The following is a 425-nucleotide window of genomic DNA, read 5'->3' as shown; positions in this document are numbered from 1 at the left end:
AGCCAAGGATGTCAAGGTTTGGCTATATCGCCGCTGTGCTTCGATCATTAGACCAGGTGCATTTAGTTGTCGAGAAGCACTGGCTAAGGCCACTGCAGGAACGGCGTGGTGAAAGGACGGATCCAGACGTGGACGATCGTAAAACTTGGGAAGGAAATCGATGAAAGGGGTGCTTGTGTTCTGTGGTCCGATATATTCGGAGTAGAAGCGGGCCACGGCGAAGATGGCGGGATCAATGCTTGGATCGCGTGGAAGCGTGACGGTGGGGACCAAAATGTCGAATTCGGACACAAATGAGGCATCAGAGCCCTCGTTTGAGCCGGAATCAAACGAAGCTCTTTCGACTGGCTTGACTTGGACCTTGTCTCTGACGGCAAGAACGTTGGCATCTCGGTAGCCAGGACAATCAATACCTCGCTTTACAC

1 protein-coding gene is annotated in these 425 nt (G+C 52.5%); it reads right to left on the bottom strand.

Translation table 11 applies throughout. The features are described from left to right. On the bottom strand, positions 1-291 hold a 291-nt coding region (locus D7X55_RS45195), incomplete at its 3' end, for a hypothetical protein (RefSeq protein WP_233610471.1). Positions 292-425: the final 134 nt, after the last annotated feature.

The sequence above is a fragment of the Corallococcus sp. AB049A genome, from assembly GCF_003668885.1.
Taxonomy (GTDB): domain Bacteria; phylum Myxococcota; class Myxococcia; order Myxococcales; family Myxococcaceae; genus Corallococcus; species Corallococcus interemptor.
The sequence above is the reverse complement of the archived record's forward strand: the minus strand, read 5'-3'. Positions and strand labels throughout refer to the sequence as shown.